Source organism: Pseudomonas sp. SLBN-26, assembly GCF_006715895.1.
In the GTDB taxonomy this organism is placed as follows: domain Bacteria; phylum Pseudomonadota; class Gammaproteobacteria; order Pseudomonadales; family Pseudomonadaceae; genus Metapseudomonas; species Metapseudomonas otitidis.
The window spans coordinates 3,292,810-3,318,536 of record NZ_VFOB01000001.1 but is presented as its reverse complement, the minus strand read 5'-3'; the positions used below and the strand labels follow the sequence as shown (position 1 = coordinate 3,318,536).

Genomic DNA, 25,727 nt, shown 5'->3' with positions numbered 1-25,727 from the left:
GCGCGATCTTACGGCAGGCGGGCGGCCGGGGCCCGGCCGCAGGTCACGAATCGCAGGCTCAGCTGAGCATGAACAGCGCGGCGCCGCCGAACTGGGCTTCCAGCTGGTCGGCGGGCATCGGCCGGCCGAAGAGGAAGCCCTGCACTTCGTCGCAGCCGTGCTCGCGCAGGAAGTCAAGCTGGGCGTGGGTCTCGACCCCTTCGGCGATCACCGCGAGGTTGAGGCTGTGGGACATGGCGATGATGGCGCGGGCGATCTGCGCGTCGCGCTCGCCGTCGGGCAGGCCGTCGACGAAGCTGCGGTCGATCTTCAGCACATCGATGGGGAAGCGCTTGAGGTAGTTGAGCGAGGAGTAGCCGGTGCCGAAGTCATCCACCGCGATACACAGGCCAAGGCGCTTGAGGTTGGCGAGGATCTCCATGGCCTCGGCCACGTCGCGCATGAGGATGCTCTCGGTCAGTTCCAGCTCCAGGCAGGCGGGCGGCAGGCCGCTCTCGGCGAGGATGCCGGAGATGCGCTGGACCAGTTGGCCGTCGGCGAACTGGCGGGCGGAGATGTTCACCGAGACCTTGGGCAGGCGCATCTTGCGCTGGTGCCAGGCACGCAGTTGGCGGCAGGCCTCGCGCAGGACCCAGTCGCCGACTTCCACCACCAGGCCCAGCTCTTCCAGCACGGGGATGAACTCGCCGGGCGGCACCAGGCCGCGCTCGGGATGGCGCCAGCGCAGCAGGGCCTCGACGCCTGTCAGGCGCTTGCCGTCGCCGGAGAACTGCGGCTGGTAGTAGAGGACGAACTCGCGCTGTTCCAGGGCGTGGCGCAGGTCGCTCTCCAGCTCCAGGCGCTCCAGGGCGCGGGCGTTCATCTCGGCCTGGTAGAACTGGAAGTTGTTCTTGCCGCGTTCCTTGGCGTGGTACATGGCGGTGTCGGCGTTCTTCATCAGCTGGCTCGGCTCGTGGCCGTCCTGCGGGCCGAGGGCGATGCCGATGCTGGCGGTGACGAAGAATTCGCGGCCTTCCAGCACGAAGGGCCGGGCCAGGCGCGAGAGGATCTGCTCGGCGACGGTGATGGCCCGGTTCAGGGCCGTTTCGCGCCCGGTGCAGGGCGACAGCAGCAGGGTGAACTCGTCGCCGCCCATGCGCGCCACGGTGTCGTCGTCACCCACGCAATCGGCCAGGCGTACGGCCACGTCCTTGAGCATGCGGTCACCGGCGGCATGGCCGAGGGAGTCGTTGATCGGCTTGAAGCGGTCCAGGTCGAGGAACATCAGCACCACCCATTCCTCGCGCCGCTCGGCGTGCTGCAGGGCGGTGTGCAGGCGCTCCTGGAACAGGGTGCGGTTGGGCAGCTGGGTGAGGGCGTCGTAGTAGGCGAGGCGGTGGATGCGTTGCTCGCTGGCCTTGCGCTCGCTGATGTCACTGAAGAAGCACACGTAGCTGACCAGGTCGCCTTCCTCGTCGTGCACGGCGGTGATGCCGACCCAGGCGGGGTAGTGGTCGCCGGCGCGGCGCTTGAGCCAGATCTCGCCCTCCCAGCTGCCGCGCTGGTTGAGCTGGCGCAGGATGTAGTCCAGATGGGTGGCCTGCTGGCGGTCGGCGGTGAGCATCGAGGGCAGCTGGTCGAGCATCTCGGCGGACTGGTAGCCGGTGATGCGGGTGAAGGCTTCGTTGACCTGGACGATGTAGCCGGCCGGGTCGGTGACCAGGATGGCCGAGGTGGAGTGCTCGAACACCGTGGCCGCCATGCGCAGGTCCTTCTCGGCGCGGCGCTGCTGGCTGATGTCGCGGCCGACGCCGAGCAGGCCCTCGAAGCGGCCGTGCTCGTCCCACATGAGCATGATGCGCAGCTCCACCGGGATCTTGCGGCCATCGGCGCGCAGGCAGTCGAACAGGAACAGCTGCGGCGGCAGCTGGCTGCGCAGTTCCGCCAGGCGCTGGGGGTCGCCCAGGGCGTGGTTGACCTTGTCCATCAGCACGAACAGCGAGGCGAGCTGGCGCGGGTTGGCCACGGTGCCGTTGAAGCCGTGGTCGATCACCCATTCAGGGCTAAGGCCCAGCACCGGCTGCACCGAGGGGCTGATGTAGTTGAGCTTCAGTTCGCGGTCACTGGTGAAGATGACATCGCTGATGCTCTCGGCCAGCAGGCGGTAGCGCCGCTCGCTGTCGCGCATCTGCTCGCTGGCTTCGATCTGTTCGGTGATGTCCTTGGCCACACCGATCAGCCGGCTGACCCGGCCCTGGTCGTCGCGGGTCAGGGCCTGCTCGCGGATGTCGAACCAGTGCCAGCTGCCGTCGCGGTGGCGCCAGCGCAGCAGGCATTGCAGCAGCTGCCCGTCGCTGACCACCTGCTGCAGGCTGCGCATGCGGGCGTACTGTTCCTGGTCGTCGGGGTGGAGGATCTGCTCCCAGAAGTGCTCGCCCATCTCGCGCAGTTCGCGGCGGCTGTAGCCGAGCTGCTGGCCGAGGCGGTTGTTGCTGAGCATGACCCGGCGTGCGCCGATGTCGTGCACGTAGAGGGTGTCGGGCACCGCCAGCACCACGTCGGACCAGAAGCGCTCGCGCTCGATCAGCGACAGCTCCATGCGCTTGCGGCTGGTGATGTCGCTCATGCTGAGGGTGACGGCGTGCAGGTCCTGGATCATCTCGGGCATGCGCAGCACCACCCAGAGGTGCCGTTCCACGCCCTGGGGCGTGACGATGCGGGTTTCCAGCTCCAGCTGCTGCTGGGTGCCGAGCACGGCGGCGATGAGCTGCATGCGCATGCCGCCGGGGCGCAGCGGGCGGTCGCCGATGATCAGCTGCCAGACCTGGTCGGCGTTGCGTGCGCCCAGCAGGCGCAGGGCGAACTGGTTGACCTCGGTGACCCGCAGGCGCTGTTGCAGTGGCAGGTGGCGCTCGGGGTGGTCCTGCAGCCAGTGCTCCAGGGCCTGGGTGTCGCGGATGCCGTTGTGCAGCAGGTGCTCGCGCAGGCTGGCGAGGTCGAGCACGCAGAGGGCGACGCCGGTGCCTTCGAAGATTTCCTGGTAGCGCCGACGGGTTTCCTGGAGTACCCGCAGGGCTTGCTGCTCCTCGGTGACGTCACGCAGGACCCAGACGTAGCCGATGAGCTTGGCGCCGTCGTTGAGGTCGCTGCGGGTCACGGTGAACAGCCGCTGCACGGTGCCGACGCTGACCTGCACCAGGTCGGGACCGAGGTCCTGGCTGTAGTGGATGGTGTGCAGCAGCAGCGGGTCGAGGTTGGGTAGCAGGGCCAGCAGGTGGACCTGCTGGGCGTCCTCGCTGCTGAGGCCGAACATGGCTTCGGCCTGGGCGTTGAGGTAGCACACCAGGCCGTCGGTCCAGGTCACCACCACGCGCTCTTCGATCACCCCGAGGGCGCTGGCGGCCTGGCGCAGGGAGCGCCGCGAGGCGTCGTTGAGGGCCTTCAGGCTGCGTTGCTCGCGTTGCAGGACGAACAGCGCCAGCAGGGCCATGGCGGCGCAGACGGAGAACAGGGCGAGCTTGCCGATCAGGCCGGGCAACATCGTTGCGCGGGCCTGGCGCTCGTTGTACAGGGCACGCAGTTGCCAGTCGCTGTTGGCCAGGGGCAGCTGGGCGAGGGTCTGGGCCTGCTCTTCGGCGGTGAGGGGCACGCCGGTGGGTTTGCTCGGGTCCGCTTCGGTGCCGCCGTGGATCAGTACGCGCTGGTTGAGCCGGTCTTCCAGCAGCCAGCCGCAGCTCAGGCCGCGTTCACGCAGCCAGGCCTGCAACGTGGAGGCATCGAGGCGCAGCACCCAACTGCGCCCCTGGCCGTCGTGGAGCATCAGGTAGACGCGGCCGCCGGCCTCGGCGGTGAAGGCGAAATGGTAGGGCTGGCCGGCGCTGCGCTGGGCCAGGGCGGCGATGTAGAGGCTGTCGTCGCTGGCGGGGTCGCTGTCGTCGAGCACGCCGCCCCGGGGCGAGACCCGGGCGATGCTGCGCATCTGCGGATAGAGCACGTGGAGGCTGTCGAGCAGGGCCGGTTCGCTGATCTCGCGGCCGCTGTACTGCAGCAGGGCAAGTCCGGCCTCGGCCTCCTGCTCCATGGTGCCTTCCAGCTGGCGCGCCAGCTGCACGGCGAGCGTGCGGTCGTACTGGCGCTGATCGGTCTGCAGGCGGTGGTACTCCTGCAGCAGTTGCCAGAACAGCAGCCCGATCATGATCACCACCAGCACCCCGAGCAGGCCCTTGACCGAGCGCTGCAGGGCGGGCCCCTGGGGCTCTCCGGGCGCGCGGTGGGTGAGGGCGGGCGACATGTCGGGCACGGGGCAATCCTGATCCATCGGCGCGAAGGCCGAACGGGCTGGTCGGGGTTGTCTGGGGAAAGCGGGCTAGCATGCCTGGGGTTGCGGCAAAGTGCCAGCACAGCCGACGAGCGTCCGGCGGGCCGCAATCACTGGCGCGCCACGGCGGGAAATGTCCTCGGCTGGCGTGCGAACGGGGCCCCGATCAGTCCTCTTCGTCGCGCGCTACCGTCGTTCGGACGTTGGACGCAATGGACGGGCCGGTTGTTCCCAAGGTGGGGTGCCGGCGTTCCGGCCAGAGCTGTGCCGGCGCCAGTTCCAGGAGCGCAGCGATGGCCCGTTCGACCCGGGGATAGGGCTGGCGCTTGGCGTTCTTCACCGCCGCGCTGGAGACGCCCAGTCGGCGGGCCACCTCGGCCAGGCTGTGGCCGCGGGTGCGCAGCTGGTACTTGACCCATTCCCAGCGCTCGTCCTCGTCCTGGGGGATGTCGGGGGCCAGCGGGGCGGGATGCGGAGGGTGCTCCAGGTAGGCCAGCAGGTGCTGGTGCAGGGCGGGCTGGGCAGTGCGCAACGGTCGTTCGAGGGCTTCGCGGGGGACGTGCAGGCGGTTGTGCAGGCGCTCGAAGGCGATCGGGCAGGCGAAGGCCTGACGGTGGAGCTGCTCGTCGTCCGGAGCGGGGTGGGCCAGTTCAAGCTGCAGGGCGTGGGTCGGGGGCAGGGTCAGCGGGGCCAGGGCATTGGCCAGCAGGGCCAGGATGAGTTCGTCGAACTGCCGAGTGTTGGCCGCTCCACCGGGCAGCAGGCGGAAGTCGACCAGCAGAACCTGGGCATCGAGCCGAAGGTCGAGCCGGGCGGGGGTGACCAGCCAGGCCAGGTGGCGCTGGGCACACATCAGTGCGTCGCCGAAGGTGCTGGCGCTCTGCACTGCCAGGCCGTAGGGGCCTAGCGCGCCCAGGTCCAGCCGGGTGCCCTGGTGCAGGCCGATCTGAGGGAGGGGGCCCTCGTCAGCGTGCTGCAGGAGGTGGAGGAAGTCGTCCAGTGGCCAGTGCGAGCCCGGCAGCAAGGCATCCGGGCCATGGCCGAGTGCCTGGGCGAGGGGGGGAAGCAGGTGGTGGCAGCCCAGCAGCAGGCTGGCGGCGATCACCCGCCCCTGGGTCGTGTCGGTCATCGGCATGTCAGTAATAGATGAGGGTGAACACTAACGCGCCGTTGGCTAGACCGGCGTTGAACGGTTCGTTCAGCCTTAGATAACGCGCGCTGTAGGGAAAGGCGTACGACTGCCCGGGGGTGTCCGTCAATGCCAGCACGCCTCGTACCACCCGATTGTCCAGAGGCGCGGGTCCCGCCTGCCCTTCGAAACGCTGGCGCACCTCGATGGCCACGCCCTGGGCGCTGTCGGGGCCGGGGCTCAGGCGCATCAGGCCTCGGGCGGCGTCCACAGCACCGTCGCTGGGGCGCAGGGCGATGCCGATGTCGTTCTGCTGCCAGCCGGCCTGGCCGTCGAAGAGTCGACGGGTGCCATGGAACGGGGGGCAGTTGACCAGCCGCACGGCGAAGTCGACCCAGGGTGTGGCATCGCCCGGCTGGGCCAGGGCGCTGGCGGGGAACGTGCCGAGGGGCACGTCGACGTCGGTTGCCATGCAGGTGCTGCTGACGAGGTTGAGGCTGCCGCTCAGCTCGGTGCGCCCCAGTTCGCTGTGGCCGCAGTAGAGCGCCAGGGCCGGTAACTGGTCACCGGCCAGCGTGCCGGGTTGCAGGGTCGGCTCGGTCTTCACCAGTTGCAGGATCACGGCCGAGCCCCGCGCGGTGGCCAGGGCACCGCCGTCGGGGGCGCTGTAGCGCACGCCGACGCCGGGCAGGTTGGTCTGGTACACCGGTGACTCGGCCGAGCGGGCGTCCTGCCAGAGGGCCTGGGCGGGGCGCGGGGTGAGGGCCAGGGTCAGGGGCTGGCCGCTGCCGTCGTCAGCCATCTGGGGCACCGGCAACCATTGTTCATAGAGGATGGTGCCGATCGGTGCAGCGGGTGGTTGACTGATGGCGGGCGCGCCAAATGGCACCTGGCGGCTGGCTGCCGCGGGGGCCGGGCAGTCGGCCACGGCTACGAGCGGCAGCAGGCCGATGAGCAACAGGGAGAACCAGGCGGTCAGGGCAGGGGGAGACAGGTTCGGCATGATCGGCTCCGGGTCAGGGGTGGCAGGTGAGGTCGCGGGGTGGTTCGTCGGCGGCAGGCAGCGGTTGTGGTACCGGAAGGGTGCAGTGCTGGTCTGCCCCAGGGCCCCAGTTGGCCCGCAGAGCGCCGGGCTCGTCTTTCAGGCGCAGGTAGATCAGCCCACCCTGGCCAACCACGCCCAGGGCTTGTCCCTGTTCGTCCTGCAGGCTGGTGCCGAAGGGCAGGGGTTCGCCATCGGGCAGCAGGCCGCGAGCCAGCAGGACGCTGCCGGAACGGGTGGGAAACTTCACCAGCACCACCGCGCCACTCCGGGGGGCGATGCGTTGCTCTGTTTCTTCGAACTCGACGCTGTCGGCGGCACCGGCGGGGTCGAGGATCAGTTCATTCATCTGGTAGGGCTGAAGCCCGGCGACCACGGCCTGGCCTTGACTGTCCAGGGCCAGGCCAGGCTGCTGCGCGACCCGGGCGCCGGCTCCGCCAGGGGCCACCAGCACGGCGAAGGTGTCGCCCTGCATGGGCGTCAGGGTGATGCCTTCCGGGTGGGCCAGCAGGCTGCCGTTGAGGCCGAGGGCGGTGGTGCGGTAGCCGTCGCCCTGGCTCAGTGCGCCGCTCAGCAGAGCCCGTGAGGATTGATAGCTTCCGCCGAGGCTGCTCGCAGTCGAGCTCTGGCTATTGCGGCTGGTGGTCAGGGTGTAGGCCAGTTGGCGGGACTCACCTGCGCTGCCCCGCAGGGACAGGCGTTCGTCGTGGGTGCCATCGCGGCGCCGGGTGAAGGCAGCGGAGAGGCTTTGGCTGCCGCCGAAGCGGGCACCCAGCGGGATATTGAGGCTCAGCCGCGTCTGGCCGTCGGGTTGGCCCTGGGCGTCGCGCGCGCGGACCGTGTCCAGGCTGAGGCTGAAACGACGGAAACGATGGGTATAGCCGACCTGGTACTGCCGCGCCCAGCCTGGGGTTTGCCAGTCGCGTTGCAGCAGCAGCCCGGCGTTGAGCTGTGCATCCTGGGTGACGTCGAGGGTCAGGGTGGCGCTGGCCCTGTCGCGCAAGCCGGCTGGTCGGGTGTTCGCCTTGAGCGGGGTGGGTTGGTCCTGGCGACGGGCTGCACTGGCCAGCGATTGGTAGCCCGGTGTTGGAGCATGGCGCAGTTCCAGGGCCATGGCGGGGCCTCCGGTTGGCCAACTGCGGGAGAAGGCCAGGCCCAGGCTGTTGCCCGTTTCGTCCTGGCCGTGGATGTGTGCCTGGCTGCGGGTAAGGTCGGCTGCGAGCGCGCCCACTGGCGTGTTGAGTGCCGCCCCGATCATGAGTGCGGTGTAGTCGGGGCTGGCCTGGCCTCCCAGGTAGGCGGTGGTGTGATTGCTAACACCACGTCTGAAAACGCCATCGATCACCATTGGCTGGCGCTTGAGCGTGGCATCACGCAGGCGGCCTGCAGCCAGGCTGAAGCGCACCTGGCCGGGCCTCAGCAGTTCGACGGCAGGGCTGTAGGGCAGGGTGAAGCGTTGCTCGCTGCCGTCTGCTTCGAGGACCCGTACCTCCAGATCACCACCGCGTCCGGGGGGCGTGAGGTCATCCAGTTCGAAGGGACCAGGGGCGACGTTCAGCTCCTTCAGCAGGGTGGTGCCCTGCCAGACCTGGATGCGTGCCTGGGTTCGGGCGACACCACGGAACACCGGAGCGAAGTTGCGCTGGGAGTAAGGCAGCATGCTGGCATCGCTGCGCAAATGGACGCCGGTCAGCGGTACGCCGGGGAGCAGTTGACCGCTGCTGTTGACTTCGCCGACCTCCACCTGGCTGCCCCAGTCGTCCAGGTCGTGCTGCAGGTAGGTGGCGGCATTGCGATAGGCGCTGGAAACATCGCTCTGCCAGGTCTGGGAGCCCTGGTGGCGCAGGCGCCAGCGGCCCAGGTTGAGGCCGCCGTCCAGGCTGAGAAACAGGTTGTCGCTGCGGCTGCCCGTCTGTTCCTGGCGGCTGGCGTTGAGGTTGTAGCCGAGAATGGCGGCGGTCACGCCTGCGTCCCACAGGGTCCGGTCCACATAGTCATAGGCGTTGCGGCGCAAGGCGAACTGGGGGATCTGCAGCTCCAGCACCAGCTCGGCCATGTCGAAGCGCGCCTGGGCGCCGTCCACCTGGTCTTCCAGGCGGCCGCAGGTATCGGGCTCGATGGAGCGCAGGTGGGCAGGGTCAGTGCCGATGAGCTGGAGCAGATCCGGCTGCAGGCAGGGAAAGGATCCTCGCGTATCGGTCGTCACTTCGATCTCGCGCCGCAGGGCTATCCGTTCGTTCAGGCGGATGTCCACCGTGTAGTGCCCTGGCACGACTGGGGCTTCGTCTTCGAATTGGCTGAGGTCGAAGTTGCGGGCCTCGGGGGGCAGGAAGGAGTCGTCGAAGATGACGCGCTCATCGGTGTGGCCTTGGCTTGTCAGAGCCAGCATGCCCCCGAGCAGCACTGCAGGTGGCAGGCAGCGGCAGGACCGCTGCGGGGCGTGGCACATCGAGCGTCAGGGCGACAGGCGGGCGGTATGGGTGGCGTCTGCTCCGAAGTCGTTGATGACCTTGAAGTCGATGGAGGTGTCAGCGGAGCCGGGTACCCGTTGCTTCAGTGGCAGGCGCAAGGTGTCCTGAGGGGCGACCATTGCCGAGCCCTTGTTCAGTGTGACCTCCTGCCCACCCAGGCGGATGTCGACGAAGGTGATGTGGAACGCGCCGCGGTTGGTGCATACCAGTTCATCGCCTTGCACCTTCCATTGCAGGTTCTGGATTCCGGACTCAAGGGATCCCAGGCCCTTGGGGCGATAGAACAGCTTGAGACGGCTGGCAAAGGCCATTTGCAGCTTGTTGGTGGCGGTGCCCTCCGCCGGCTTGGGTGGCAGTTCAAGCACGTTCAGCCAGAACAGTGATTCGCGGTCCTGAGGCAGGCTTTGCTCGATCAGGCGGATGCGCAGGCTCTGTCCCTTGCCGGGGTTGACCCGGGCCACGGGTGGCGTGAGCAGGAAGGGGCTGCGGGCCTTGGCGGCGTTCTCGATGTTCGGGCTCTGGTCGATCCAGGCTTGGGTCAGCGCGGGTACATCGCCGTTGTTGGTGAGCTGGACGGTGATCTCGCGTTGTTCGCCGGGGTAGATCACGCGGGTGCCGGTGATGACAATGCCGGCCTGGGCGAAAGCAGGTGCGAGCATGGCGAGCATGCCCAGCCAGATGTGGATGCGTTTCATGTGGACTCGAAGCACTTCACGGAAGGTAGGAAAGGCAGGCGTTGCGCCTGCCTTCCTGTGCGTCACGGATAGCCGATTACGTAGAGAGCGGTGGCCTCGACGGCGCCCGGCTCGACGACGTCCTTGGCGTAGTAGCGCACCTTGTAGGTGGCACTGCCCTGGCCGGCGTTGAGGCTCATGATGGTCGGGATCTGGCCGCTCAGGTCGACCGGAGTGCCGTTATTGTCAGTCAGCTCCAGAGCGACGTTGGTCGCTGCGCCCGTGGAGGCGATATTGCTCAACTGGTCGCCATCCAGGTAGGCCGAGGTAAACAGCACATCTGCCGAGCTGGCGTTGGTCTTGCAGTCCTTGAGGCTGATGACGAACGGGGTATCGCCAGCGGTCTGGCCTGCGATACGCAGCAGGGCGGCCTGGGTGTCCGGCAGGGTCACGGTGGCCGCGCCCGGGGTCGGGACGCCGTTCACTGCCACGGTGCAGGTTTTCTCCAGGATCTTCCCGGTGAAGTGAATCTCAGCGCCGTCGGCGTCGCTGTATGCGTAGGCGGACAGGCTGGAGGCAGAGAGCGCCAGGACGGCGGCGGAGGTCACGAGTTTCCTGATCATGTTGCATTCCTTGAGTGTTAGGAGAGACCTGCCCCGTGGCCTGGGAGGCCGCGGGGCAGGTGCGCAACATGGTAGAAAGCGTGCCCTGTGGGACGCTGGCCGCCATCGCGTAGGTGGGTGAGATGGCGTTTGGGGAATTCGGCTATCACCTTGGACATATCGGCAAGCGAAGGCGGTCGAGGCGATACGTGGCGGACGTGCGCGTGCGGCGTTTGCACAACCCCAGGGGAGCTAATAAGCTGACGCACTTTCCTATTCATTTCGTCTGCGGCCAATGGCTTGCCACGCAAGCCATTGGCCCGATTCCACACGTTCAGCGAGGTCAAACAGTTTGGCTCAGTACGTCTACACCATGCATCGGGTCAGCAAGGTCGTGCCCCCTAAGCGTGAAATCCTCAAGGACATCTCGCTGTCCTTCTTCCCCGGCGCCAAGATCGGCGTGCTCGGCCTGAACGGCGCGGGTAAATCCACCCTGCTGCGCATCATGGCCGGCGTCGACACCGAGATCGACGGCGAAGCCCGCCCGATGCCGGGCATCAAGGTCGGCTACCTGCCCCAGGAACCGCAGCTCGACGCCAGCAAGACGGTCCGCGAGATCGTCGAAGAGGCGGTCGGCGAGATCAAGCAGGCCCAGGCCCGCCTGGACGAGGTCTACGCCGCCTATGCCGAGCCGGATGCCGACTTCGACGCCCTGGCCGCCGAGCAGGCCAAGCTGGAGGCCATCCTCCAGGCCGCCGACGGCCACAACCTGGAGCGCCAGCTGGAAGTGGCCGCGGACGCCCTGCGCCTGCCGCCGTGGGACGCGAAGATCGAGCACCTGTCCGGTGGCGAGAAGCGCCGCGTGGCGCTCTGCCGCCTGCTGCTGTCGGCCCCCGACATGCTGCTGCTCGACGAACCCACCAACCACCTGGACGCCGACTCCGTCGCCTGGCTGGAGCACTTCCTCCACGACTTCCCCGGCACCGTGGTGGCCATCACCCACGACCGTTACTTCCTCGACAACGTCGCCGGCTGGATCCTCGAACTGGACCGTGGCCACGGCATCCCCTTCGAGGGCAACTACTCCGGCTGGCTGGAATCCAAGGCCAACCGCCTGGCCCAGGAAGCCAAGCAGGAAGCCTCCCACGCCAAGGCCATGAAGGCCGAACTGGAGTGGGTGCGCCAGGGCGCCAAGGGGCGTCAGGCCAAGTCCAAGGCCCGTCTGCAGCGCTTCGAGGAAATGCAGTCCCAGGAATTCCAGAAGCGCAGCGAGACCAACGAGATCTACATCCCGGCCGGTCCGCGCCTGGGCGACAAGGTCATCGAGCTGCACAACGTCACCAAGGGCTACGGCGATCGCGTGCTGATCGACGACCTGTCCCTGAGCATCCCGAAAGGCGCCATCGTCGGCGTGATCGGCGGCAACGGAGCGGGCAAGTCCACCCTGTTCCGCATGCTCACCGGCAAGGAGCAGCCGGATTCCGGCCGCATCGAGATCGGCGAGACCGTGCAGATCGCCAGCGTCGACCAGAGCCGCGACAGCCTGGACGGCAGCAAGACCGTGTGGCAGCAGGTTTCCGATGGCTTCGAGCAGATCAAGATCGGCAACTACGAAGTCCCGTCCCGCAGCTACGTCGGTCGCTTCAACTTCAAGGGCGCCGACCAGCAGAAGTTCGTCAAGGACCTCTCCGGTGGTGAGCGCGGTCGCCTGCACCTGGCCCTGACCCTGAAGCAGGGCGGCAACGTGCTGCTGCTCGACGAACCGTCCAACGACCTCGACGTGGAAACCCTGCGCGCCCTGGAAGAGGCGCTGCTGGACTTCCCCGGCGCCGCCATCGTGATCTCCCACGATCGCTGGTTCCTGGACCGTATCGCCACCCACATCCTGTCCTACGAGGACGACGGCAAGGTGACCTTCTTCGAAGGCAACTACACCGAGTTCGAAGCGGACCGCAAGAAGCGCCTCGGCGAGGCGGCTGCCCAGCCGCACCGCGTGCGCTACAAGAAGCTGGCCCAGTAAGCCGGCAGCACCACGAAAAACGGAGCCCTCGGGCTCCGTTTTTCATTCCGGGGGCGCTTACTTCACCTTGCGGCTCAGGTCTTCCAGGCTGCGTTGCAGCTGATCGATGCGGCTGTCCTGGCTGTCCACCTCACGCTTGAGGCCGGACAGGTCGCTGGAGGAGGAGCTGTTGCGCTTGGCATCCTCCAGGCCACGCTGCAGCTGGTCGATGCGGTTGTCCTGGCTCTCCAGCTCGCGCTTGAGGCTGGAGACATCGCTGGACGACGAACTGCCACGCTTGGCGTCCTCCAGGCTGCGCTGGAGCTGATCGATCCGCCCCTTCTGGCTGTCCAGGTCGCGCTGGACGTTGGACAGGTCCGACGAGCCGGTGGTGCGCTTCACCTCTTCCAGTTGGCGGTTCAGGGTGCTGATGGTGCTGGCCTGGTCGCTGACCTGCCGGGTCAGCTTCTCCAGGGTTTCCTGGGTTCTCTTCAACTGCTCCTGCATCTTCTCGAGGGTGTCAATGCTGATACGGGATTCCTTCAGCGTTGTGCCACTGGCCGGGTTGCGATCGACCGTAACCAGGTTGCTGTAGCTGCTGGACGAACTGCCGACCTCGATGCCCGCCTGAGCCGCCCCGGCAAGACCCGCCAGGACCAGGGCGGCCAGGGAAGCGGTGAAGGGGCGGACAGAACGCTTGGGCAAGCTGGACATGAACAGGTGCTCCTGAGTGGGTGCCGATATGGCACATCGCTATGACTGGAGCGCCGGAGTGCCGTTCCGTCTGTCGGGAAGGATCAGTTGTATCCAATCATGACGGCCGCTGACGACACGACGGCAGTGGAACGCCGAGCCGGTTTCCCGGTGCCGTGAAAACGTCACTTTCTGGTGCTTGAAGCGCTCGAAAAAAGTGCAAAAACGCAAGAATCCGGTGGCACGGGTATCTGCCGGAACAGAGCGTTCGGAGCGTAGGTTTATGGCGTGTGACGGTGGGGATTTACAGCAAATGCACCAAAAAGTTTCATCAATGCGTCATTTTGCCCTGTTTATGTGCTGGATCGCTTGCTAGAGTCTCGCGCTACCGATTGTCCACAAAAGAAAAATACTGGTGAGCATCATGACTCCTTCCCTGGACCTGTTCCTGCAACGGCTCAAGCAACGCGACCCCCACCAGCCCGAATTCCACCAGGCGGTGGAAGAGGTCCTGCGAAGCCTCTGGCCCTTCCTCGAAGCCAACCCCCGTTACCTGCGCGACGGCCTGCTGGAGCGCCTGGTCGAGCCCGAGCGCGCCATCCTGTTCCGCGTACCCTGGGTCGACGACAAAGGCCAGGCACAGGTCAACCGTGGCTTCCGCGTGCAGATGAGCAGCGCCATCGGCCCCTACAAGGGCGGCCTGCGCTTCCACCCCTCGGTCAACCTCGGCGTGTTGAAGTTCCTGGCCTTCGAGCAGGTGTTCAAGAACTCCCTCACCTCCCTGCCCATGGGCGGCGGCAAGGGCGGTTCGGACTTCAATCCCAAGGGCAAGAGCGACGCCGAAGTGATGCGCTTCTGCCAGTCGTTCATGAGCGAGCTCTACCGCCACATCGGAGCGGACCTGGACGTACCCGCCGGCGACATCGGCGTCGGCGCCCGCGAGATCGGCTACCTGTTCGGCCAGTACAAGCGCCTCTCCAACGAGTTCACCTCGGTGTTCACCGGCAAGGGCCTGGCCTACGGCGGCAGCCTGGTGCGCCCCGAAGCTACCGGCTACGGCTGCGTCTACTTCGCTCAGGAAATGCTCAAGGGCCAGGGCCGTGGCTTCGACGGCGCGCGTGTGGCCATCTCCGGGTCCGGCAATGTGGCGCAGTACGCCGCACAGAAGGTCATGGAACTGGGTGGCAAGGTGATTTCCCTGTCCGACTCCGGCGGCACCCTGTTCATCGAAGACGGCCTGACCCCCGAGCAGTGGGATGAGCTGATGGAGCTGAAGAACGAGCGCCGTGGGCGCCTGGAGTCCCTGCAGGGCGCCGGTTTGCGCTTCCTGCCCGGCGAGCGGCCGTGGAAGCTGGCCTGCGACATCGCGCTGCCCTGCGCCACCCAGAACGAACTGGACGCCGAAGACGCCCGCACCCTGCTCGCCAACGGCTGCATCTGCGTGGCCGAGGGTGCCAACATGCCCTCCACCCTCGAAGCGGTGGATGCCTTCCTCGAGGCCGGCATCCTCTTCGCCCCGGGCAAGGCCTCCAACGCCGGCGGCGTCGCCACCAGCGGCCTGGAGATGAGCCAGAACGCCATGCGCCTGCACTGGACCGCCGGCGAAGTGGACCAGCGCCTGCACGGCATCATGCAGAACATCCACCACGCCTGCGTCCACTACGGCGAGGAAAACGGCCGGATCAACTACGTGAAGGGCGCCAACATCGCCGGCTTCGTCAAAGTGGCCGACGCCATGCTGGCGCAGGGGCTGGTCTGACACGACCCATCCGCACCCGGACGAACAAGGGCAGCCAATCGGCTGCCCTTTTCATGTCGCCCTGACGGCAAGGGCTGTTCGCTGCAACGGACCGTCCAACCCGCACATGGGGCTCGCACTCAATCGCTGTGCCCGCCCAGGGCGCGTGCGGCCGCGCGGTCCTTGTCCCGCTTCCACTCGTCATCGCGGTCGCGCGTCACCTGCTCGCGGAACTCCCGCAACTCCTGGCTGCGCATCTGCTCCTTGCACTGCTCGAAACCGTCGCCCCAGCCCTCGGCATAGGTGCGGTCGCGCAGGTAGCGGGGCACGTCCTTGCGGAACTCACCGGTGATCGCCCCGGCGGCTTGGCGGCCGCTGCTGCAGCCGTCCTGGTAACCGTCGGCGAACGCCGGTGGATAACCCTGGGCAACCAGGTAGTCATGGGTGGTCTCGCAGCCGGCGAGAAGCAGGGCCGCGCAGAGCAGGACAGGCAGGGTGGCGCGCATGCACGCCATGGTGAGCTCCCATGCGCCGATAGGGCGGGCGCATTCGCCGGATGGTCGGGGCGCGGACCGGGTCCGCGCGCCCATTCTCGGCAGCGGGATGTCGTCTTTTCGTCAAGACGCCGTGAGCGTGACGTTGTGGAAGTCTTCCCGCTCGCTCTGGATCAGACAACGCACGGGCAGGAATTGCTGGATCACCTCGATGTTGCTGGTCAGATGGTCGCTCAGCACGCAGGTGCTGAACTGCCCGCCGCCGGCCAGGGCCATCGGCAGCAGCAGCTGGTCGGCCAGGTATTCCGAGGTGGCCGCTCCGCTGGCGAGCCAGGCCTGCAGCGGGCGGATCGCCAGGTCCGCCACCCGTTCGGCCGACAGGCGCGTCTGGCCCAGGGCGCAGAACAGCTCGGTCACCGCCTCGCAGCCCACCTTCAGCAGCAAGGCATTGCCCGGTCCCATGCCGGGTGCGAGGTAGGCGCGTTTCAGCGCCTCCTCCGGCCAGCCCAGGCGCATCGCCACCTGGCGCAGCTCGCGCTCACCGACGTGGTGCGGGATGTTGGCCAGCACGGCCGTGGCTTCCTGCTCGCGTACCTCGCCGCGTGCCGGCAGCACCAGCGTGCGCAGCTCGCCCGGCTGCACCTGCAGCGTCACCTCACCCCCACCGGCGGGCATGAAGCCGTGGCGCAACAGCTTCATCTCCACCTGGGCGCCCATGCGGCGCAGCAGGGGTAGCCAGGCATGCTCGATGAAGTCCGCTGGCGGGGCCAGCGGGTTGTGGGTGCCACCGCTTATCCACAGGCGAGCCGGGCTGTCGGCGAACAGCAGGGCCGGCAGCAGGGTCTGCAGCACCAGGGTGCAGCTGCCCGCACTGCCGATGGCGAAGCGGTAGTCGCCCCCGCGAATCGCGCCGGGAATGAAGGTCAGCTCCATCGAGCCCAATTCGGCCCCCTGGGTGCGTGCGCCACAAATCTGTGCTGCGGCCTGGACCGCCGTCAGGTGCTGGCGCAACAGGCCCGGACGACCGCGCTGCTTGCGGATGTTGCGGATGCGCATCGGGCGGCCGGTGATCATCGACAGGCTCAGCGCGCTGCGCAGGATCTGGCCACCGCCGATGGCGCCGTCGAGTTCGAGAAAATCCGTGTTCATGGTTCGGTGTTCCAATCAGTTGTTCGTGCCCGGCGCTCTGGCCAGGCCAATGGTGCAATGGGTTGCGAGTTGTACGTCGTTTGCCTGCTCACAGCGCCCTTATCAGCGCCGAGAGCTCTTCCTCCGGCATCAGCTGCTGGCCACGCAGGCTCTCCAGCCGTGCCTTGAGGTGGGTCGTGCTGGTCCAGTTGACGAGTCTTTTCTGCCTGTGGCGCCACGCGCGGAGCGCCTGCAACCAGGGTTCGCGTGATGCTTGCGGCGCCTCGCAGAGCCCGTCCAGCAGTGCCTCCAGCTGGGCGTGGGTGGGGAGTATCCGGCTGAGGCGAAGGCTGCCCGCCATGTCGGTTGCGGCAAGGCGTGTCATCGCGGCCCGGAGTGCGGGTTCGAACGCTGGATGGCACAGGCGCTCCAGGCCCTGCAGCGCTTCGACGACCACACCCGGCGCGTTGTCAGCCAGCAAGGCGAGGCAGGCATCGCCGGCCTGCTCCGGAACCTGCTCCACCAGCACCTGCAAGCCCTTGCGGCGGACCGAGGGCAAGGGCGAGGCGAGCGCCTGGCGGGCCAGGGGCACGGCCTCCTCCAGGCGCAGCTCGGCGGCCTGGCCGAGCACGCCGTGCCAGCGCGCCCTGTCCACCGGGACCAGCACCAGCGCCCGGCGTACCACGGCCGCCGCATCGACACCGTGGCGCGGCGCGGCCCAGCGGGCCAGGTCGCGGACCGATGGCGAGACGTCCAGCAGGGCTGTTTCCAGCCAGCCGTGCAGTTCCGGTGCATTGGGCTCGGCCTTTATCAGCGCGTACAGCGCCCTGGCGCGCAGGCGGCCGTTGCGGTCCGAGAGGGCCAGCCGCCAGAGCGGTGCGGCGGACTCCGCCGGCAGGCGACCCAGCCTGTCCATGACCCGGGCACGCAGTGCCGGATCGGGGTGCTTCAGGGCCTTGTCGATCAGCTCGGTATCCGGCTGTTCTTCGTTTGCCAGGGCGTCGAAGACGAAGCGGGCTTCCTGGCCGCGCAGGCCTGGCAATGCCGCCCGCACGCTGCCTCGCAGGGCGGGCTCGCGCAGGCGCGCGCGGATGCGCTCCAGGGCCACGCTGTGGTCGGCGCGCTGCTTGCGCTGCAGGTCCAGCAGCAGGTCGAGGTTGTCCAGCAGGCTTTCGGCCGTGGCGTTGGGTTGCCGGTGCTCCAGTTCGGCCCTGGCCAGTTCGCGCAGGCTCGCCACCGGGTCGTTCAGGCAGACGAGGCAGTAGGCGAGGGCGGTTTCATCCTCGCGCTCCAGCTGGCGACGCAGCACGCCCTCGCGGATGAAGCCGTTGCGTTGCAGCGGCAATTCGCGGGCCGTGATGACGGTCCCATTGGCCAGCACGGTTTCGGCCTCGTCCAGCCGGTAGCGCAGCCAGTCGGTGTACTCGCCTGCGGCCTGTCTTACGCGTAGCTGGTCCCGCCAATGGGCGAGCCATTGCGTGGTGTTCATTGGATGCTCCTTGGACGGGAATGGCCCATCCGCCTCCCGCCGGCTTACTGCGTCGTTGCGGGCGTGGTCGATAGCTGTGCCAGTGGCACGGTCTCCGGGCGCAGGGTCGCTGCGCACGCGTGCAGGCGTGTGGTTTCCGCCCGGGCTTCGGCGTCGCTTTCCGCCACCTGTACCAAGGCGTAGCGGGCAGCTCCCGATGCGCCGGTATCGATGACCGCATAGGTTGCCAGGCAGCCTTCCTGCTGGTCCCGGGCGGCCTGGGCGGCCATGGCGCTGGGGTGGCGTTCGGCGACCACGGCGCGCAGGGCCGGCGAGGGCGGTGTCGTCGACTCGGTGAAGACGGTGCGGTCCGGGTGCCAGGTCAGGCGGCGCGTCTCCAGGCGGTCCGCTGCGTTCAGCGTGGCGGCATGCTCATGCACCAGCAGCACAGGGCTGTCGCCCGTGGGTGCCAGCACCCAGCTCTGGTTCGGCCCCGGGGCTTCGTCGTGGGACCAAGCCAGGTGTGGGCCCTGAGGCGTGGCGAGGTACAGGGCGTGATGGCGCTTGGGGTGCTCGAAGCCGCCCATCTGGCTGACCAGCAACGCGGGTGTGCCATCCGCCAGCCGCAGCAGGCGAGCGGCCGCGCTGACCTGCCCCTCTTCCTCGCCGGTTATCCACACCCTGGGCGCCGCGCCAGCCCCCAGGGGCGTGCCGGCGCCGTACAGGGGATCGGGCGCTGCCTGGCTGGCTGGAGCCGCTGTCGCTGCCCAGTGCAGCGCCACCGTGGTGCCGTATGGGCGGCCGTCTTTCAACAGGCGCAGCTCGAACGGGCAGGGCGCGGTGGTGCAGGCGGGCAGTGACAGCTCGTAGGCTGTCGCCGAGTCCAGGGGCAGGGTGTCCAGCACCTGGCGCTCATGGGCGGCGAGGCCGCTGGCCAGGCTCAGGAGCAGCAGGCCGGTGAAGGGTTTGAAGTCCATTTCAGCTGTTCTCCATTGATGCGATGGCCTCAGGTGGCGTGGGTGTGCACGCAGTGACGCATGAATTCATCCAGCAGGGCGTCGTCCCCCTGGCCGCGCGGCAGTTGCGGGGCTTCGCCGGCGCTGGCCAGCTGGGCCTCGATGAAGGCGTGCAGCCCCTCGCGGCGCGGGCCGTGGGTGGCTTCGGTGGCGGCACGCTTGAGCTGCAGCAGCTCGTCGATTTCCGCCAACAGCGCCGGGTCGTCCAGGGTCACCAGCAGGTCCTCGAAGGGCATCGGCGGGCGGCCACGGCCTTGGTCGAGCCAGCGTACCGCCAACAGCGGGCGCAGGACGTAGAGGTACTTCTTGAAACGCACCTCTTCGCCTTGCAGGTAGCCGCGGAAGTTCTTCTTGGCCATGGACAGGTAGTGGTGGCGCACGGCCCGGGGCGACCAGAAGGCTTCGGCCAGTTCGCGCAGGCGCGCGGTGGCGGCGTCGTCCTGTCGGTAGACCAGGGGCGAGTCGAGCCACTCCAGCAGCGTGGGGTTGGAGTTGCGTAGCAGGCGCAGGGCCTTGCGCAGCTCCCAGCCGCTCACATCCAGCTCGTCGTCCAGCGGGCGCTCGATCACGTCCCGCGGCTCGCGTACCTGCAGGTACCAGTCGGGCTGCTCGACGTAGACGAAGCGCACGTCGTAGTCGCTGTCGCTGGAGGCGAAGCCCCAGGCGCGGCTGCCGGATTCGCAGGCGTAGAGCACGGTGACGTTGCGCTCGCGCTCGACCCGTTGCAGTTCCTCCAGCACCCGCTCGCGCATGGCGGCGGGGAGGGGATGGCGGTGGTCGCTGGTCATTGCGTTTGTTCCCTTACTGCTTCAGTCGGTGGTGCTGGCGGCCAGCGCGCTGAGTGTTCGTCGTCTTGGGTTGTACAGGGTGAGGCACCAGATGCCCCACCATTCCTTGCCGTCATCGAAGTAGCGGCTCCAGGTGCTGCGCTGGGGCTCGTGGTCGGCATTGCCGACCCAGTCCAGCACCTGCATCCCCTCATCGGCGTGCAGGCGCAGGGCCTCACGCCATTCGCGGAAGTCCGCCACCTGCAGCGTGCTGCCATGGGGCGGGTCGATCAGGGCCCGGTACAGCGGCCCGTCGTCACGGGCCAGTTCCTCTATACGAGCGATGTCCAGGGCTTGTGGGCGGGCCTGCGTCAGGTCGGGGCGTATGTCCAAAGGCTGGTAGGCGGCGTACTGCGGGTGCTGTTCCACCAGCTTGCAGTGCCATTCCTGAGCGCGTGCATGAATGTCTTCGAACAGCACCCGCAGCGCATCGCGGTGCTCAGCCTCGCCGGGGCGGGCGGTGGCATCCAGGCTCAGTACAACGAAATCGAAGACGCTGCCGGCTTCGTCGAGTCGGGCCCGCAATTCGGTGACCCGGCGGTTTTCCAGTTTCTGCAGCATCAGCCGCTCTCCCTCAGGGTCGAAAGGCGTTGGCGGGGCAACGCCGATCGTTTTTCATCCTTTTACGCACACGACCTGACGCAGGGTATGCACCACTTCCACCAGCTCGCGCTGGGCGTGCATCACGGCGTCGATGTCCTTGTAGGCCATGGGGATCTCGTCGATCACGTCCTCGTCCTTGCGGCATTCCACATGGGCGGTGGCGCGGATCTGGTCGTCCACGGTGAACAGTTTCTTCGCCTTGGTACGGCTCATGGTGCGGCCGGCGCCGTGGCTGCAGGAGCAGAACGCCTCCTCGTTACCCAGGCCGCGCACGATGAAGCTGCGCGCGCCCATGGAGCCCGGGATGATGCCCAGCTGGCCCTTCTGCGCCGATACCGCACCCTTGCGGGTCACCAGGACTTCCTGGCCGAAGTGCTGCTCCTTCTGCACGTAGTTGTGGTGGCAGTTCACCGCTTCCAGGTTGGCCTCGAAGGGTTTCTTGATCACCGTACGCGCCGCCGCGATCACGGCGTGCATCATCAGTGCGCGGTTCTGCTTGGCGAAGTCCTGGGCCCAGCCCACGGCCTCCACGTAGTCGTCGAAGTGCTGGCTGCCTTCTTCGAAGTAGGCCAGGTCGCGGTCCGGCAGGTTGGCGATGTGCTGGCGCATATCGGCCTGGGCCAGTTCGATGAACAGGCTGCCGATGGCGTTACCCACACCACGCGATCCGCTGTGGAGCATGAACCAGACGCGCTGGGCCTCGTCCAGGCAGACCTCGATGAAGTGGTTGCCGGTTCCCAGGGTTCCCAGGTGCTTGCGGTTGTTGGTCTTCTCCAGGCGCGGGTACTTGTCGGTGATCACCTTGAAGCGCCCGGCCAGGGCCGACCAGGCGTGGTCCGCCAGCTCCGGCACGTCTTCCCAGGCGCCCTTGTCTCGGCCACCGCGGGACACGCTGCGCCCGTGGGGCACGGCCTTCTCGATGGCGCTGCGCAGGCCCGCCAGGTTGTCCGGCAGGTCGGAGGCGGTCAGCGAGGTGCGCGCGGCGATCATTCCGCAACCGATGTCCACGCCCACGGCTGCCGGGATGATGGCGCCGACGGTGGGGATCACGCTGCCGATGGTCGACCCCTTGCCCAGGTGCACGTCCGGCATCACGGCCAGGTGCTTGAAGATGAAGGGCATCTTCGCGGTGTTGATCAGCTGCTTGCGCGCGTCCTCCTCCACCGGTACGCCCTGGGTCCAGAGTTTGATCGGTTTGCCGTTGGCGACTTCCAGCAGGTTGTAGTGCTTTTCCATGGTTCCTTCTTTCCTTTCAAAACGGCGACAAGTCGGGTGAAACGGCATCGCGCTCTATCCAATTGAGCTACGGCCCTGGAGAGCCGGCGGGAGTCGAACCCGCAACCACGACGTCCTGTAGTTCCACCGGCATTCGCCGGGCAAATTCGGTTGGCCGCCTGCGCGGCCGAGGTGCAGCGACAAGGGATGTGGACATGAATTGCTCTACCCGCTGAGCTACCCGTTGCCGGGGCGGGGCTCGAACCCGCGACACATGTAGTGCCCATTGCATTCGCTGCCAGCCCTTGCGGGCACCTCAAAAACTACCTGCGTTGCCATCGCGGCGTTAAAAACAGGCTCGTGCGCGAGTCCGATCAAAATGCTCATTTACACTGCGTAAACTGCGCTTTTTCGCCTGTTTTTGCCTTGCGCTGGCGGCCTCGCCTACGTTTTTGAGGCGCCCTTGCGGGCCGTTGTGAAACAGGTGCGACGACAAAAGGTGGTGAAACGTTTTCGTGTTCTACCGTTGAACTACGGCCCCGCAGTATTGGAGCCGACGGGATTCGAACCCGCATCTCGACCGTTGGAGGGTGTAGTTCCACCGGCATTCGTCGCAAAACTCAAGGTGGCACGACAAGGGAAGGTGACTGTTCCGCGTTGCCGCGGGCCGGAATCGAACCGGCTCAACCGATGTACAGCCACCTGCATTCGTGCCGCGCGTTACGGTGACAAGAGTGTGCAGGGACATCGGTGATGGAGTCCCGGCTGCATTCGCCGTCTCGCGCTTCAACGCATTGCGGGCCCCGCCCCATTGCGGGGCCCTTGATTACTCCGTATCGCTACAGCTCGGTCGCCTCGATCAGCTCGACCCAGTGCCGCGCACCGTATTCGCCACTGGCGAACTGGGCGATCACATCGAATACCGCATCGCCGAAACCGCCGACGTTGAGGATGTCCTGCTGCTCCTGCGCCTGGGTGGTGCCGTAGGGCTGGATGTCGATGCAGACCATCTTCGCCTTCGGGTTCAGCCGCTTCAGTTGCTGCCACTGGAGCATGGTTTCGGTGGCGCCGCGCCGCTTGGCGTCGATCCAGGATTCGTTGTCCGAAACCAGGATCAGCGTGTCCACCTTGGCCTTCTCCTTCACCAACTGCGCCAGCGGTGCCGAACAGTTGGTGCCACCACCGCCGATCGAGGCCAGCTTCTGCGCGTTGCTCATCACGCTGTCACGCGGGTTGAGGCGCACGTCCACCACCTGGTTCTCGAACGGCATCACCCGCGCCGCCGGCTGCTTGCGCAGCACCGCCGCCGCCATCAGGGCCGCCACGTCGATGCAGCGCACCGTGCTGGTGGCGCCCTGGCGGTAGCCGGTGGCCGGGCTCTGCATGGAGCCGGACACGTCCGGGCACACCACCACGTTGCCTGCCAGTGCCGGCACGTTGGCCAGCGACAGTTCCAGGGCGTCCTGCAGCGCCTCGCGCACCGGTCCCGGTACGTCGCTGCCGGCCATCGTGTAGGCGGTCAGCAACTGGTACGGGTAGACCCGTGACTTGGCCACCGCTTCCCGGTCCGCCAGCCGCGCGGCAACCGTGTAGGCCGCGCCGGGCAACTGGAACACACCGTGGCGCGCCAGGGTGTTGAGGTTCATCCGCAGGGCCTGCCAGCCCATGCGCTGTGCCTGTTCCAGCCATTGCGCGGCGCTCAGCTGACGGTCGCCCAGCAACTGGAAGGGCACGTCCGGCAGCTCGTCGCTGGCGCCGCTGCGGAAGGCCAGCAGGGCGCGGGTCAGCGGCGGCAGCGCGTCGGCATCCGCCGGCTTGCCGAGTACCCAGGCGAAGAAGGCTTCGCGCCAGGCTTCGCTCGGTTTCGGGTGGACCATCTTCAGCACGTCCGCCAGGGACGGCTGGTTGCCGATCGCGGCCTGCAGCAGCTGGCGCTCGCTGGCGCTGTTCAGCCACGCCTGCACCAGGCGCTTGGGCTGCGTACCGAGCGATTTGCGACCGGTCACGCCGCTGCGCAGGATCTGCACGACGTTGCGCAGCATCTTGCCGTTGTCCACCACCTGGCCGAAAACCGCCGGCAGCAGGGAGGAGCGTTGCGCCGCCAGGGCGGCCACCAGCAGAGCCGGCATGTCCTTCATGTGGCCGGCACGGCGGGCGTACACGGCGGTCTTGGCCACGAAGGCCGCGTCCAGCTGGGCCACCAGGGCCAGCACCTCGGCCAGTTGCTCGGGGGCGTCGGCGTAGAAGGTCTGGTTCAGGCAACCGGTCATCGCCAGCTGGGCCAGCTTGTGCTTCGGTTGCAGGGCGTAGGCACCGGCCTTGCTGCGGTTGTACGTATCCACCTGCGGCAGGCTGGCTGCCTGGGTGTTGAAGAAGGCGGTGTTGGCCATCGTGGCGTCTCGCTCTGTTGTCCTTTCGTTGACAGGGATATAGCGAGGCGCGTGCCAACTTCGTTTTTCGTGCCGAGAATATTTTTCAAGTAATTGATATTTAAGGGTTTTATTTTTATTCGAGATTTTCGGGTACAGAATCTCAAGCCGACTGCTGCATGATTTTCCTATTCCTGGATATACGAATTTATCTTTTTAGATAAACTGCCGCTCTTTCAATCGTCTTCGAGTCGCCAGCGGCAAGTGCCGTGGCGGAGGAATGAACATGAGCCGCAAGACCGTTGCCATCGGCTTCGTTGGCGCGACCCTGGACCGCATGGGCAAGGGCGCCGACCGCTGGAACAAATGGCGCCCCACTGTGGGCCTGTGCCAGCAGCCGGACCTGCTGGTGGACCGGCTGGAACTGATCCACGGCAGCGATGCCCGCGACCTGGGCCTGTCCCAGCGCATCAAGGGCGACGTGGAGCAGGTGTCGCCGCAGACCGAAGTGCGCCTGCACGAGATGCCGCTGCGCAACCCCTGGGACTTCGAGGAGGTGTATGGCGCGCTGCATGACTTCGTCAGTGCCTACCGCTTCGATACCGAGCACGAGGACTACCTGGTGCACATCACCACCGGCACCCACGTGGCGCAGATCTGCTGGTTCCTGCTCACCGAGGCACGCTATCTGCCGGCGCGGCTGGTGCAGACCTCGCCGGGCCGGCGCCGTGAGGAGGATCGCCACGCCATCGGCACCCATTCGCTGATCGACCTCGACCTGTCCCGCTATGACCGCATCGCCTCGCGCTTCCAGCGCGAACAGCTGGAAGGGCTGGAGCTGCTGAAGTCGGGCATCGCCACGCGCAACCCGGCGTTCAACCGCAGCATCGAGCAGATCGAGCGGGTGGCAGTGCGTTCGCGGGCGCCGATGCTGCTGATCGGCCCCACCGGTGCGGGCAAGTCCTTCCTGGCGCGGCGGGTGTACGAACTCAAGCGGGCCAGGCACCAGGTGGCGGGGCGCTTCGTCGAGGTGAACTGCGCCACCCTGCGCGGCGACGGTGCCATGTCGGCGCTGTTCGGTCACCTCAAGGGCGCCTTCACCGGCGCGCAGAGCGCCCGTGACGGCCTGCTGCGGGCGGCGGACGGCGGCATGCTGTTCCTCGACGAGATCGGCGAGCTGGGCCTGGACGAGCAGGCCATGCTGCTCAAGGCCATCGAGGAGAAGCGCTTCTTCCCCATGGGCGCCGACCGCGAGGTGGAGAGCGACTTCCTGCTGATCGCCGGCACCCACCGCGACCTGCGCACGCGAGTGGCCGAGGGGCTGTTCCGCGAGGACCTGTTCGCCCGCATCAACCTCTGGACCTTCGAGCTGCCGGGCCTGGCGGGGCGCCGCGAGGACATCGAGCCGAATATCGACTTCGAGCTTGAGCGCCACGCCCGCGACCAGGGGCGCCTGGTGCGCTTCAACCTGGAGGCGCGGCGTTGCTACCTGGCGTTCGCCTGTTCCGCCGAAGCGCGCTGGAGCGGCAACTTCCGCGAGCTGTCGGCGTCCATCACGCGCATGGCGACCCTGGCCGACAGCGGCCGCATCGACGAGGCGCTGGTGCAGGAGGAGATCGACCGGCTGCGCCGTGCCTGGGGCAACGAGTCTGGCCCGGATGACGGGCTGGCGGCGCTGCTGGGCGAGCGCCTGACCGAGCTGGACCGCTTCGACCGCCTGCAACTGGCGGCGGTGGTGGCGGTGTGCCGCGAGGCGAGCAGCCTGTCCGAGGCCGGGCGGCTGCTCTACGACGTGTCGCGCCAGGCCAAGGCGCAACCCAATGACGCGGACCGGTTGCGCAAGTACCTGGGCAAGTTCGGCCTGGAGTGGAAGGACCTGGCGCGGTAGGACTCGAAGGCGCGGGCTCACGGTGAGCGTGCCGATCCGGGCACAGCCGGTACCGGCGTGCTCGGCTATCCTGT

Annotated in this window: 18 protein-coding genes; 3 read left to right on the top strand and 15 right to left on the bottom strand. The window is 67.4% G+C overall.

What is annotated here, in order from left to right; genetic code table 11:
- Window positions 1–58: 58 nt before the first annotated feature.
- The 6 genes from FBY21_RS15200 to FBY21_RS15175 form a co-directional block, all read right to left on the bottom strand.
- A complete protein-coding gene (locus tag FBY21_RS15200; protein WP_409563818.1) occupies window positions 59–4,060 on the bottom strand; it encodes an EAL domain-containing protein in 4,002 nt (1,333 codons plus the stop codon).
- A gap of 403 nt (window positions 4,061–4,463) precedes the next feature.
- Window positions 4,464–5,426: an AraC family transcriptional regulator ligand-binding domain-containing protein gene (locus FBY21_RS15195; protein ID WP_160158604.1), complete on the bottom strand. Its 963-nt coding sequence runs from the start codon at window positions 5,424–5,426 to the stop codon at window positions 4,464–4,466.
- A 7-nt stretch (window positions 5,427–5,433) separates the two neighbouring features.
- Window positions 5,434–6,429 (bottom strand): fimbrial protein, encoded by a 996-nt coding sequence (locus FBY21_RS15190; protein ID WP_142012086.1) that lies wholly within the window; start codon window positions 6,427–6,429, stop codon window positions 5,434–5,436.
- 13 nt (window positions 6,430–6,442) lie between these two features.
- Window positions 6,443–8,857 (bottom strand): fimbria/pilus outer membrane usher protein, encoded by a 2,415-nt coding sequence (locus tag FBY21_RS15185; protein WP_160158603.1) that lies wholly within the window; start codon window positions 8,855–8,857, stop codon window positions 6,443–6,445.
- Between the two features lie 66 nt (window positions 8,858–8,923).
- Window positions 8,924–9,634 carry a molecular chaperone gene (locus FBY21_RS15180; protein WP_142012081.1) on the bottom strand — a complete coding sequence of 237 codons (711 nt, stop codon included), beginning with the start codon at window positions 9,632–9,634 and terminating at the stop codon, window positions 8,924–8,926.
- A gap of 62 nt (window positions 9,635–9,696) precedes the next feature.
- Complete coding sequence (locus tag FBY21_RS15175; RefSeq protein WP_142012079.1) at window positions 9,697–10,236, bottom strand: fimbrial protein; 540 nt, start codon at window positions 10,234–10,236, stop codon at window positions 9,697–9,699.
- Window positions 10,237–10,567: 331 nt separating this feature from the next.
- Here FBY21_RS15175 and ettA point away from each other — a divergent pair, with 331 nt between their 5' ends.
- Window positions 10,568–12,235, top strand: coding sequence for an energy-dependent translational throttle protein EttA (gene ettA, locus FBY21_RS15170; RefSeq protein WP_044410459.1), 1,668 nt, complete (start codon window positions 10,568–10,570; stop codon window positions 12,233–12,235).
- Between the two features lie 57 nt (window positions 12,236–12,292).
- Here the strand turns inward: ettA and FBY21_RS15165 are convergent, their stop codons facing one another.
- Complete coding sequence (locus tag FBY21_RS15165) at window positions 12,293–12,928, bottom strand: hypothetical protein (RefSeq protein ID WP_142012077.1); 636 nt, start codon at window positions 12,926–12,928, stop codon at window positions 12,293–12,295.
- Window positions 12,929–13,331: 403 nt separating this feature from the next.
- Between FBY21_RS15165 and gdhA the strand changes: the two genes are divergently transcribed.
- Entirely contained in the window at window positions 13,332–14,666 is a 1,335-nt protein-coding gene (gene gdhA / locus FBY21_RS15160; RefSeq protein WP_044410853.1) for an NADP-specific glutamate dehydrogenase, read from the top strand.
- A 119-nt stretch (window positions 14,667–14,785) separates the two neighbouring features.
- Here gdhA and FBY21_RS15155 read toward each other — a convergent pair whose 3' ends face one another.
- The 8 genes from FBY21_RS15155 to FBY21_RS15120 all read right to left on the bottom strand — a co-directional run bounded on the left by FBY21_RS15155 (window position 14,786) and on the right by FBY21_RS15120 (window position 23,786).
- Complete coding sequence (locus tag FBY21_RS15155; RefSeq protein WP_044410453.1) at window positions 14,786–15,160, bottom strand: hypothetical protein; 375 nt, start codon at window positions 15,158–15,160, stop codon at window positions 14,786–14,788.
- 102 nt (window positions 15,161–15,262) lie between these two features.
- Window positions 15,263–16,288 (bottom strand): RNA 3'-terminal phosphate cyclase, encoded by a 1,026-nt coding sequence (gene rtcA / locus FBY21_RS15150; protein WP_142012075.1) that lies wholly within the window; start codon window positions 16,286–16,288, stop codon window positions 15,263–15,265.
- A gap of 88 nt (window positions 16,289–16,376) precedes the next feature.
- Complete coding sequence (locus tag FBY21_RS15145; protein ID WP_074972967.1) at window positions 16,377–17,756, bottom strand: hypothetical protein; 1,380 nt, start codon at window positions 17,754–17,756, stop codon at window positions 16,377–16,379.
- A gap of 44 nt (window positions 17,757–17,800) precedes the next feature.
- Complete coding sequence (locus FBY21_RS15140) at window positions 17,801–18,712, bottom strand: hypothetical protein (protein WP_142012073.1); 912 nt, start codon at window positions 18,710–18,712, stop codon at window positions 17,801–17,803.
- A 29-nt stretch (window positions 18,713–18,741) separates the two neighbouring features.
- Window positions 18,742–19,539: a nucleotidyltransferase domain-containing protein gene (locus FBY21_RS15135; RefSeq protein WP_142012070.1), complete on the bottom strand. Its 798-nt coding sequence runs from the start codon at window positions 19,537–19,539 to the stop codon at window positions 18,742–18,744.
- A 21-nt stretch (window positions 19,540–19,560) separates the two neighbouring features.
- Window positions 19,561–20,139, bottom strand: a complete 579-nt coding sequence (locus FBY21_RS15130; protein WP_074972973.1) for a hypothetical protein — start codon at window positions 20,137–20,139, stop codon at window positions 19,561–19,563.
- 54 nt (window positions 20,140–20,193) lie between these two features.
- Entirely contained in the window at window positions 20,194–21,417 is a 1,224-nt protein-coding gene (locus tag FBY21_RS15125; RefSeq protein ID WP_142012068.1) for an RtcB family protein, read from the bottom strand.
- Between the two features lie 818 nt (window positions 21,418–22,235).
- Window positions 22,236–23,786 (bottom strand): TROVE domain-containing protein, encoded by a 1,551-nt coding sequence (locus tag FBY21_RS15120; RefSeq protein ID WP_142012066.1) that lies wholly within the window; start codon window positions 23,784–23,786, stop codon window positions 22,236–22,238.
- Between the two features lie 265 nt (window positions 23,787–24,051).
- On the opposite strand from FBY21_RS15120, the gene rtcR reads away from it, so the two are divergent.
- Window positions 24,052–25,653 (top strand): RNA repair transcriptional activator RtcR, encoded by a 1,602-nt coding sequence (gene rtcR, locus FBY21_RS15115; protein WP_142012064.1) that lies wholly within the window; start codon window positions 24,052–24,054, stop codon window positions 25,651–25,653.
- Window positions 25,654–25,727: the final 74 nt, after the last annotated feature.

What these genes read in the sequence shown, in the direction of transcription:
- FBY21_RS15200 (WP_409563818.1), bottom strand. Translation starts at nt 4,060, where the DNA reads ATGGAGCAGGAGGCCGAGGCCGGACTTGCCCTGCTGCAGTACAGCGGC.
- FBY21_RS15195 (WP_160158604.1), bottom strand. Translation starts at nt 5,426, where the DNA reads ATGACCGACACGACCCAGGGGCGGGTGATCGCCGCCAGCCTGCTGCTG.
- FBY21_RS15190 (WP_142012086.1), bottom strand. Translation starts at nt 6,429, where the DNA reads ATGCCGAACCTGTCTCCCCCTGCCCTGACCGCCTGGTTCTCCCTGTTG.
- FBY21_RS15185 (WP_160158603.1), bottom strand. Translation starts at nt 8,857, where the DNA reads ATGCTGGCTCTGACAAGCCAAGGCCACACCGATGAGCGCGTCATCTTC.
- FBY21_RS15180 (WP_142012081.1), bottom strand. Translation starts at nt 9,634, where the DNA reads ATGAAACGCATCCACATCTGGCTGGGCATGCTCGCCATGCTCGCACCT.
- FBY21_RS15175 (WP_142012079.1), bottom strand. Translation starts at nt 10,236, where the DNA reads ATGATCAGGAAACTCGTGACCTCCGCCGCCGTCCTGGCGCTCTCTGCC.
- FBY21_RS15165 (WP_142012077.1), bottom strand. Translation starts at nt 12,928, where the DNA reads ATGTCCAGCTTGCCCAAGCGTTCTGTCCGCCCCTTCACCGCTTCCCTG.
- gdhA (WP_044410853.1), top strand. Translation starts at nt 13,332, where the DNA reads ATGACTCCTTCCCTGGACCTGTTCCTGCAACGGCTCAAGCAACGCGAC.
- FBY21_RS15155 (WP_044410453.1), bottom strand. Translation starts at nt 15,160, where the DNA reads ATGGCGTGCATGCGCGCCACCCTGCCTGTCCTGCTCTGCGCGGCCCTG.
- rtcA (WP_142012075.1), bottom strand. Translation starts at nt 16,288, where the DNA reads ATGAACACGGATTTTCTCGAACTCGACGGCGCCATCGGCGGTGGCCAG.
- FBY21_RS15145 (WP_074972967.1), bottom strand. Translation starts at nt 17,756, where the DNA reads ATGAACACCACGCAATGGCTCGCCCATTGGCGGGACCAGCTACGCGTA.
- FBY21_RS15140 (WP_142012073.1), bottom strand. Translation starts at nt 18,712, where the DNA reads ATGGACTTCAAACCCTTCACCGGCCTGCTGCTCCTGAGCCTGGCCAGC.
- FBY21_RS15135 (WP_142012070.1), bottom strand. Translation starts at nt 19,539, where the DNA reads ATGACCAGCGACCACCGCCATCCCCTCCCCGCCGCCATGCGCGAGCGG.
- FBY21_RS15130 (WP_074972973.1), bottom strand. Translation starts at nt 20,139, where the DNA reads ATGCTGCAGAAACTGGAAAACCGCCGGGTCACCGAATTGCGGGCCCGA.
- FBY21_RS15125 (WP_142012068.1), bottom strand. Translation starts at nt 21,417, where the DNA reads ATGGAAAAGCACTACAACCTGCTGGAAGTCGCCAACGGCAAACCGATC.
- FBY21_RS15120 (WP_142012066.1), bottom strand. Translation starts at nt 23,786, where the DNA reads ATGGCCAACACCGCCTTCTTCAACACCCAGGCAGCCAGCCTGCCGCAG.
- rtcR (WP_142012064.1), top strand. Translation starts at nt 24,052, where the DNA reads ATGAGCCGCAAGACCGTTGCCATCGGCTTCGTTGGCGCGACCCTGGAC.